The organism is Williamsia sp. (genome assembly GCF_016462415.1).
Lineage (GTDB): Bacteria > Actinomycetota > Actinomycetes > Mycobacteriales > Mycobacteriaceae > Williamsia_A.
In genome coordinates this window covers 1-8,832 of sequence record NZ_JAEMTF010000145.1, presented here as the reverse complement: position 1 = coordinate 8,832, position 8,832 = coordinate 1, and the positions used below count along the sequence as shown (strand labels likewise).

General features: G+C 69.1%; 7 protein-coding genes. 3 read left to right on the top strand and 4 right to left on the bottom strand.

Going from position 1 to position 8,832, the window contains the following annotated elements:
• Positions 1 to 979: hypothetical protein (locus JHC79_RS21740; RefSeq protein ID WP_366783192.1), on the top strand; the 979-nt coding region annotated here is incomplete at its 5' end.
• Positions 980 to 1,080: 101 nt separating this feature from the next.
• Here the strand turns inward: JHC79_RS21740 and JHC79_RS21735 are convergent.
• The gene (locus tag JHC79_RS21735) at positions 1,081 to 1,593 is read right to left on the bottom strand and encodes a hypothetical protein (RefSeq protein WP_296394796.1); all 513 of its coding nucleotides are present in this window, start codon (positions 1,591 to 1,593) and stop codon (positions 1,081 to 1,083) included.
• Positions 1,594 to 1,829: 236 nt separating this feature from the next.
• On the opposite strand from JHC79_RS21735, the gene JHC79_RS21730 reads away from it, so the two are divergent.
• Positions 1,830 to 2,786, top strand: a complete 957-nt coding sequence (locus JHC79_RS21730; protein ID WP_296394794.1) for an asparaginase — start codon at positions 1,830 to 1,832, stop codon at positions 2,784 to 2,786.
• Here the strand turns inward: JHC79_RS21730 and JHC79_RS21725 are convergent.
• A complete protein-coding gene (locus JHC79_RS21725; protein ID WP_296394792.1) occupies positions 2,779 to 4,212 on the bottom strand; it encodes a DNA polymerase IV in 1,434 nt (477 codons plus the stop codon). The two genes, JHC79_RS21730 and JHC79_RS21725, sit on opposite strands and share 8 nt — an antisense overlap.
• 405 nt (positions 4,213 to 4,617) lie before the next feature.
• The gene (locus JHC79_RS21720; protein WP_296394791.1) at positions 4,618 to 5,067 is read right to left on the bottom strand and encodes a nitroreductase family deazaflavin-dependent oxidoreductase; all 450 of its coding nucleotides are present in this window, start codon (positions 5,065 to 5,067) and stop codon (positions 4,618 to 4,620) included.
• A 112-nt stretch (positions 5,068 to 5,179) separates the two neighbouring features.
• Between JHC79_RS21720 and JHC79_RS21715 the strand changes: the two genes are divergently transcribed.
• Entirely contained in the window at positions 5,180 to 5,875 is a 696-nt protein-coding gene (locus JHC79_RS21715) for a TetR/AcrR family transcriptional regulator (RefSeq protein WP_296394790.1), read from the top strand.
• On the opposite strand, the gene ileS is transcribed toward JHC79_RS21715, so the two are convergent.
• The coding region (gene ileS / locus JHC79_RS21710; protein WP_296394789.1) for an isoleucine--tRNA ligase at positions 5,864 to 8,832 on the bottom strand (2,969 nt) is incomplete at its 5' end. The genes JHC79_RS21715 and ileS overlap by 12 nt on opposite strands.

Genomic DNA, 8,832 nt, shown 5'->3' with positions numbered 1-8,832 from the left:
CCGTGCCCGTGTCCGCCCACCACGGTGTCGCCGCCCCGTCCACCTCGTCGTCGCGTGTACGGCGCTGTTCGTCGTCGCCGGGTGTGGTTCCGGCGCCGCCGGTGACGACGGAGATCGGTCGTCGTCGGCCGCGCCGCTCGCCGGGTGCAGCACCGAGTCCACCGTCAACGCCGCGGGTGCGTCACTGTTGCCGATCCCGCCTGCCGCGGTGACCCTTCTCGACGCGGGCGCAGCACCCGCCGTGGCGGCCACCGGGTCACCCGACCTCACCCGGGCGCAGAACGTCCGCCTGGTGACGACGTCAGCGTCGAGCAGCACGAGTCAGGGTCAGTCGCGCAGTGACACCGCGCAGACGGTGGATCTCCCGCTGACCGCGCGGACCCTGTGCACCGACCCCACCGACGTGGAACTCGAACTGGGTGCGGCGTCCTCACCGGACCCGGATCTGTCGAGATCGCTCACGACCGTGCGTGGCTCCAAGGCGGGTCTCGCGGTCGCGGGAGGCTCGGTGCCGATCTCGTTGCGCATCGTGCCCGCCGCGGCGGCCGACGACGCGGCCCGGTCGGCAGTCGAGCAGTCGCTCGTGCAGGCGTTGCAGCGCAGCGTCACCCTGCCCCGCGAACCGATCGGGGTCGGTGCTCGTTGGCGTGCGGTGCGCACCATCGACGGCGCCGCCACCGTCACCCAGACGATCACCGCGACACTGCGCGAGCGGGTCGGCGACACGCTGACCCTCGACGTGGAGGTCGACGAGGAGCCGGTGGACTCGGTGTTCCGCATCCCCGGATCCACCCAGACGCTGACGATCGCGTCCTTCTCGATGAGCGGCACCGGGTCGATGACGATCGACCTCTCCCGCGGCCTGCCCACTGCGGGCGAGCTGACCGTGCGCGGCGGGCGATCACTGGTCGGCGCCGACCCCGCCCGGCCGCTCATCCAGCAGACGAGCACCGCCATCCGATGGGAGACCATCCGTTAGCACCGGCGCGCCGGCCAGGTGCGTGCCCGGAGACGACCCTGCCCCCGACACCATCGGTGTCAGGGGCAGGGATGTCGTGGCTGTCGAGCGGTGCGCTCAGATCACGCCGCGCACATGGCGCTCTTGACGTTCGCGCTCTGCAGCAGCAGGCAGACCGTGGACTTCGCCAGCTTCCAGTTGCCCTGGTCGTAGACGATCGCGGCGTCGAGGGTGGCCTCCGGGTTGTCCGGCAGCTTCACCTTCACCTTGACCGAGGCCTGGCCGCTGCCGGTGGCGATGACGGGCGGGACCAGCTGGTAGGAGACGGTCGGGTTGTCCTGCTTGAACTTCACCAGCTTGTCGAACAACTGCGGATCGGCCTGCGAGCCCTGCACCAGGTCGGTCTTGTCGGCGGCCGGAACATTCGCGTCCAACGCCTTCTCGAGCAGTCCGTTGAGGGTCGAGGCCGTCGGCGGCTTCGAGGGATCGCTCACCCCGGAGCCGGTGCTGGTCGAGGAGCTGGCGACCGCGGACGTGCTGGGGGTCGCATCGTCGCTTCCGCCGTCACTGCACGCAGCGATGGACAGGAATGCGGCGACCGCGAGTCCGGCGGTGGCGATCTTCTGCAGCTTCAAGGATTGTCCTCTTCTCGTGTTCTCCCAGGTGACTGGGCCCGACGTCGGTGTCGGGGGTTGGTCGAACGAACGTGTCCGCACCACCGGGGGAACGCATCATCGACGCGCCTCACCCCCGCGGTTCGCAGCCCACTATGCCAAACCGTCGGCGTCGAATGCGACCGAGCGCTCTGCGAAGACCGTGAGGAAATCATGAGGATTTGACCCCTGCGCGGCCGGACAGCAGTCTTCCTGCCATGCCCGGACCACCGCGGATCGTCGTGTTGAGCACCGGCGGGACCATCGCCGCACAGCGCAGGCCGGGCGGCGCGGTGCCCGTCCTGCACGCCGCGGATCTGTTGACCCGAGACCTCGTCCCGCCCCACCTCGGCAACGCCGTGATCTCGACACGCGCGGTGTGTTCGGTGGACAGCGCCGCCATGACCGACGCCGAGCACCGACTGCTGCTGCGGGCGATAGCCGAGGAACTGGCCGACCCGGACGTCACCGGCGTCGTGGTCACACACGGCACCGACACCCTCGAGGAGACGGCGCTCGTCGTCGACCTGGTCCACACCGATCCACGGCCGGTGGTGTTCGCAGGCGCGCAGTACCCGGCGGACTCGCCCCGATCGGACGGACCGACCAACCTCGCCGCGGCGCTGGCCTGTGCCGCCGACCCGTCGAACCGGGACCGTGGTGTTCTCATCGCCTTCGGTGGCCGGGTGCTCGGTGCACGGGGCGTCGCCAAGACCAGCACCACCGCGGCCGAGGCCTTCGACGCCGTCGTCGAGACATCGAGACGACCCGTCCTCGCGGCTGTCGACGACCGGCCGACCGCGCGGGTCGACATCGTGACCCTGCACCCGGACTTCGACGCCGCCGTCGTCGGTGCGCTCGTCGACTCCGGCGCGCGCGGGCTGGTGCTCGCCGCGCTGGGTTCGGGGAACGCCCATCCGACGGTCACCGGCGCCGTCGAGGCCGTGACCGCGCGAGGGGCGGTGGTCGTTCTCAGCACCCGCGTGCCGTTCGGTGAGGTGGTCCCGACCTACGGCGGCGGGGGCGGTGCGGTCGACCTGATCGCCGCGGGCGCGATCCTCTCGCCGTGGCTTCGCGCCCCGCAGGCCCGGATCGTGCTGTCGGCGTTGCTGACCCGGGAGTACGACCACGCTGACATCGCCGACTTCCTCGCGGTGGGCGGCCCGGTCAGCTGACCGGCGACCGGGCCGACCAGACCAGGCTGTCGAGGGGGTCCGCCGCCTGCAGGTCGGGGGTGTCGGATTTGAACGTCCGCGCCGGACCCGGCCCGGTGGCGCGGGTCTCGAACCGGACGCTGACCACTCCGTGCCCACTCCCCTGCACCCACCCATGACCGAATTCGGGGTGCCGGACGTCGGTGCCGGTGGCCCAGGTGACCTGACCGGTCTCGTCCCGGGTCCGACCCGACGCGGTCTGCACCCCCTGGGCCGAGGAGTCCGCGGTCTGCGACTCGGACGCGTCGTCCGGCGGCGAGTCGGATTCGGAGGTGTCGGTGGTCGCGACCTCGGCGGACTCCTCCCCCGGCGTGAAGAGCAGGAACTGCTCGTCGCTGGTGAGTCCCGAATACCCCACCCCCACAAGGCGGATGGCGCCGACGTCGACAGGGTCGAGCGCGAGCCGTCGTGCCGCCGCGGTCAGCGCCGCCACGTCCGTGGTCGCCGTCGCCGTCGTGGTGGATCGGGTGAGGATCGACATGTCGGAACGCTTCAACTTGAGCACGACCGTGCGGGCCCCACGTCCGTCGTCGAGCAGGCGTCGGTGTGCCGACGCCGCGGCCCGGTCGATGGCGACGAGCAGCTGGTCCATCGAGGTCACATCGTCGGCGAAAGTCGACTCGGCACTGATCTGTTTGGCCGACGACCGCTCGGCCACGACGCGGTCGTCGATCCCGTTGGCGAGCCGGTGCAGCGCCGGCCCGATGGTCGACCCCAGCACCGACGAGACCTCCATCGTCGACAGGTCGGCCAGTTCGCCGATGGTCTCGATCCCGAGGCGGTGCAACCGATCCCCGGCCACCGGGCCGATCCCCCACAGCTTGCGCACGGACAGCGGTCGGAGGAAATCGCGCTCGGCGCCCGGGGCGACTGCGGTGACACCGTCGGGCTTGGCCATCCCGGACGCGATCTTGGCGATCTGCTTGCCGCTGCCGGCGCCGATGGACGCCGACAGCCCCAGCGTCGCGATGCGGGCTCGGATCTGTTCGGCGAACTCGACGACCTCGGCTCGGGTGGCGCCCGCGAGGTGGACCGGTTCACCGAACGCCTCGTCGAACGAGAGCATCTCGATCACGGGTATGGCCTCACGGATCATCGAGAAGACCCGGACACTGACCACGCGGTAGATCGATCCGCGCGGCGGGACGACCACCGCTCCCGGGCCGACCATCCGACGCGCCTGATGCATCGGCATCGCCGAGTGGGCCCCGAACTTCCGGGCCTCATAGCTCGCCCCCGCCACGACACCGCGCCCGCCGACGCCACCGACCAGCACCGGCCGACCCCGCAGGGTGGGTCGGGTGAGCTGCTCCACCGACGCGAAGAAGGCGTCCATGTCGACGTGCAACACCCATCGGGTGCCCCGTTCGTCATCGGTGCCGCTCACGGGTTCAAGCCTATCGACCGCACCGCGTGGTCACGCTTGTCCGATGCCGACCGTGTGGAAACGGCCATCAAGACCCACCCGATGCCGACTGTGTGGAAACGGCCATCGAGTGTGCTCCGCACCTGACGTGACAGACCTCGACAACAACGCACACTCGATGACCGGCTTCCGCACCGTCGGCGGCTCCAGACGCCCGCAGTATCGGTCTCACGACGCCGACAGTGCGGAAGCCCCGCGTCGAGTGTGCGCCGTCCACAACCCAACTCACGCAACGCCGTCAGCACACTCGGGCGCGCGTTTCCACACAGTCAGCACGACGCCGCCACCTCAACCACGGTTGCGCGTTTCCACACAGTCAGCACGATGCCGTCACATCGACCGTTCGGTCGCGCGTGTCCACACCCGTCAGGCCGGCAGCAGTTCGAACACCGGCACGGCAGGCGTGATCGCGGCCAGCTCGGCATCGGACGACGTGTGCGACACCTTCGCCGGGAGGTAGCTCGCGACCTCCCACCCCCAGCGCTTGAGGTACGGCCGCAGCAGCGCGATCTTGGCCTCGTCGGTGACCTCGACGGCGGAGTAGGTGTCGACGCGGCGGCCTCGGCCGATGTCACAGACGCCGGCCGCACGCAGGTTCCGCGACCACTGGGTGTTGCCGCGCGGGGAGATCAAATAGGTCCGGCCGTCGATGACGAGCGGGTTGACCGGCGTGGTCTTGGGTTCGCCGGACGTGCGTCCGACCACGGTCAGCGTCCGCGCACCGGCCACGCTGATGCCGTGGTCGGAGAGCCAGCGGACCATGTCGTTGAAGGCGAGCTGGATGCGAGCGGTCGGCTCGACGTAATGGGTGGTCATGGCGGGCTCCTCTGTGTATCGGATAAACGAGAGCAGTGCTCTCACAAATGAGAATGGCACGCCGCGCCCCGATAAGCAAGAGCAGTGCTCTCGTTTCTGTCAGAATGGACGTATGCAGGCCGACACAGCATCGACACCGCGCGCGCGGGCGCGCGCACAGCTCGAACTCGACATCATCGGTGTGGGCCGGGAGCACCTCGCCCAGCACGGCGCGGCGGCGCTATCGCTCCGCGCGATCGCCCGCGACCTCGGGATGGTGTCCTCGGCGGTGTACCGCTATGTGCGCAGCCGCGACGAGTTGCTCACCCTGCTCGTGGTCGACGCCTACAACGAGTCCGCCGACCGTGTGGCCGATGCGCTCGACGCGACCGACCACGACGCGGGAGTCCGCGACCGGCTACGCGTCGCCGCCCACGCGTTGCGGACGTGGGCGGTGGCCGAACCGGCCCGGTTCGCGCTCATCTACGGCAGTCCGGTGCCGGGCTATCAGGCGCCGGCCGAGCAGACCACGGGACCGGGTACGCGGTTCGTGGCCATGCTGATGACCGAGCTGAGCGCAACCACCGTCCCCGCCGACACCACCGCCCCGGTGCCGGACACTCTCGCGGGCGAATTCGGCCTCGTGCGAGACGAATTCGACCTCGAGGTCGACGACCCCACGATCCTCGTCGGTACCTGCCTGTGGTCGGTGATCCTGGGATCGATCAGCCTGGAGGTGTTCGGTCAGTACGGGGCGGACACGTTCGCCCAGCCGGAGGCCCTCTTCGACCTCCAGCTCACCACCGTGCTGGCGCGGCTACTGCCCTGACCGACTGATAGTGGCGACCACTCCGTCGCCCAACTCGGTCACCGCGCCGTCGAGTGAATCCGGCGTGGTGACGTCGAGCGAGGTCGCCAGCACCTCGCCGGCGATCAGGTCGCGATGGCGGTCCGCCCATCCCGATCGCTGCGCAGGCACACCGAGACGCACGACGATCCGGTCGGAGACGTCGAGTCCCAACGCGCGCCGGGCCTCCTGGAGTTCGCGCACCCGGTCCTTGGCCCAGCCCTCCGCCTCGAGATCCTCGGTGACCGCGGTGTCGAGCACCACCAGTCCCCCGCCCGACGGCAGCTCGGCGGTCGAGCTCGGCTCGACGGCGACCAGTTTTCGGGTGAACTCGCCGTCGGTGAGCTCGATCCCGTCGGCCACGACCTTCTCCGAGACGATGCCGTCGGCGTCGCTGACCGTGGCCAACGACCAGTTCCCCGACTTGATCGCCTTGATGACCCGCTGGACGTCCTTGCCCAGACGTGGACCCGCCACGCGGGCGTTGACCACGACCTCGACGCGACCGAAGGCGTCGGCGTCGTCGGCCAGACGGACCGTCTTGACGTTCATCTCGTCGGCGATCAGATCGGTGTAGTCGCCCAGGCGGGCGGCCGAGGGACCGGCGACGGTCAACGCGGGCAACGGGAGTCGCACCCGCAGGTTGTTGGCCTTGCGCAGGCTCGACGCCGTCGAGCACACGCCCTGCACCTCATCCATCGCCGCGACGAGTTCGGTGTCGGCGGGCAGTTCGTCGGCACTCGGCCAGTCGGCCAGATGCACCGAGCGACCACCGGTCAGGCCACGCCACATCGCCTCGGTCATCAGCGGCAGCAACGGTGCCGCGAGACGGCACGCGACCTCCAACACCGTGTAGAGCGTGTCGAAGGCCTCGCTGTCGGTGTCCTGTCCGGCCCAGAACCGCTGGCGCGAGCGCCGCACATACCAGTTCGTCAACGCCTCACAGAACTCCCGGAAGTCGTCGCACGCGCCGGCCACGTCGTAGGTCTCCAACGCGGTGGTCATCGAATCGCGGGTCGCGGCGAGCTTCGCCAGGATGTAGCGGTCGAGCACGTGCCCGGAGTCGGTCCGCCACTGCGCGGGGCGATCGGCATACAGCGCGAGAAAACTGTAGGCGTTCCACAGGGGCAGCATCGCCTGGCGGACGCCCTCACGGATGCCGCGCTCGGTGACGATCAGGTTGCCGCCCCGCAGGATCGGCGACGCCATCAGGAACCACCGCATCGCGTCGGAGCCGTCGCGGTCGAACACCTCGTTGACGTCGGGATAGTTGCGCTTGGACTTCGACATCTTCTGGCCGTCGTCGCCGAGCACGATGCCGTGCGCGGCCACCGTGCGGAACGCGGGCCGGTCGAACAGCGCGGTCGCGAGCACGTGCAGGTTGTAGAACCAGCCCTTGGTCTGGCCGTTGTACTCGACGATGAAGTCACCCGGGTTGTGCCCCGGTTCGGTGTCCGTGCCCTCGAACCAGTCCCGGTTCTCGAACGGGTAGTGCACCTGCGCGTACGGCATCGACCCCGACTCGAACCAGCAGTCGAGCACCTCGGGCACGCGACGCATGGTCGAGCGACCGGTCGGGTCGTCGGGGTTCGGGCGGGTCAACTCGTCGATGTGGGGCCGGTGCAGATTGGTCGGGCGCACGCCGAAGTCGCGCTCGAGATCGTCGAGCGAGCCGTACACGTCGACACGCGGGTAGGACTCGTCGTCGGACATCCACACCGGGATCGGCGCGCCCCAGTAGCGGTTTCGGCTGATGTTCCAGTCCTTGGCGCCCTCGAGCCACTTGCCGAACTGGCCGTCGCGGAGATGGGCTGGCGACCAGGTGATCTGCTGGTTGAGCTCCAGCATGCGCGGCTTGAACTCGTTGACCGCGACGAACCACGAGGGAACGGCCATGTAGATCAACGGCTTTCCCGACCGCCACGAGTGCGGGTACGAGTGCTCGATGGTCTCGTGGCGCAGGATGCGACCGGTTGCCTTGAGGTCTTTGATGATCACCGGGTTGGCGTCGAAGACCATCAGCCCCTCGTACGGCGGCACCAGCGAGGTGAACCGCCCGCCCGGGTCGAGCGGCTGCACGACCTCGATGCCGTTGGCGGTCGCGAGCTCCATGTCCTCTTCACCGAACGCCGGTGCGAGGTGCACGATCCCGGTGCCGCTGTCGGTGGTGACGTAGTCGCCGAGCAACGTCCGGTGTGCGTTCGGGTGACCGGCGAAGAAGTCGAACGGCGGCGTGTACGCGGCGTCGGCCAGGTCGCGTCCGGTGTGAGTGCCCAGCACCTCCGGGTTCTCCCCGAGCTCGCGGGCGTAGACACCCAGACGCGCGGTGGCCAACAGGTACTGCTCGCCGTCGGAACCGCGGACATGGGAGTACTCGACGTCGGGGTTCACCGCGATCGCCAGGTTGGACGGCAGGGTCCACGGCGTGGTCGTCCAGATCAGCGCGTTGACGCCGAGCAATTCATCGGGAACGCCGCCGGTCAGTGGCATCGACACCGTCACCGCCGGATCCTGACGCATCTTGTAGGCGTCGTCGAGCTTGCTCTCCTGGTTGCTCAGCGGCGTCTGCTCGTACCAGCTGTAGGGCAGCACACGATAGCCCTGGTAGACCAGTCCCTTGTCGTACAGCGTCTTGAACGCCCACATCACCGACTCCATGAAATCGATGTCGAGGGTCTTGTAGTCGTTGTCGAAGTCGACCCAGCGCGCCTGGCGGGTCACGTAGTCCCGCCATTCGCCGGTGTAACGCAGCACCGACTCCCGGCAGTAGTCGTTGAACTTCTCGACGCCCATGGTCTCGATCTCGGACTTGTCGGTGATGCCCAACTGGCGTTCGGCCTCGAGTTCGGCGGGCAGCCCGTGGGTGTCCCATCCGAAGCGGCGATCGACCTTCTTGCCGCGCATGGTCTGGAACCGCGGGACGAGATCCTTGACGTAGC

What these genes read in the sequence shown, in the direction of transcription:
- JHC79_RS21730 (WP_296394794.1), top strand. Translation starts at nt 1,830, where the DNA reads ATGCCCGGACCACCGCGGATCGTCGTGTTGAGCACCGGCGGGACCATC.
- JHC79_RS21720 (WP_296394791.1), bottom strand. Translation starts at nt 5,067, where the DNA reads ATGACCACCCATTACGTCGAGCCGACCGCTCGCATCCAGCTCGCCTTC.
- JHC79_RS21715 (WP_296394790.1), top strand. Translation starts at nt 5,180, where the DNA reads ATGCAGGCCGACACAGCATCGACACCGCGCGCGCGGGCGCGCGCACAG.